1 pseudogene is annotated in these 245 nt (G+C 38.8%); it reads right to left on the bottom strand.

Annotation, left to right across the window (positions count from 1 at the left end):
* Positions 1–245 (bottom strand): annotated as a pseudogene (locus R2R70_RS22415) (hypothetical protein); the annotation flags it as partial.

Genomic DNA, 245 nt, shown 5'->3' with positions numbered 1-245 from the left:
AAAGTGCCTCTTGGCCTATTGGCAGTAGTAAGGTATGAGGTCCGTTTGGTGAACTTTGATTTTTTAAATACCCTTGGTTAATCGCATGTAACTGCTTTGAGCCAATTCCAGACAGCTTAGCAATAACCGAAAAATCGAATTGCTGGCCTATATTCATTTGTGTGGTGAGTGGTTTATAGGCAAGTTTTGGTTGCTTCATGCCTTTTTGTGGATGCTTAACTAAATAACTTAAAGCGAGTAATTTG

Origin of the sequence: Cobetia sp. SIMBA_158, from assembly GCF_046566945.1 — a bacterium.
GTDB lineage: Bacteria > Pseudomonadota > Gammaproteobacteria > Pseudomonadales > Halomonadaceae > Cobetia > Cobetia amphilecti.
This window is presented reverse-complemented; position numbering and strand designations above follow the sequence as displayed.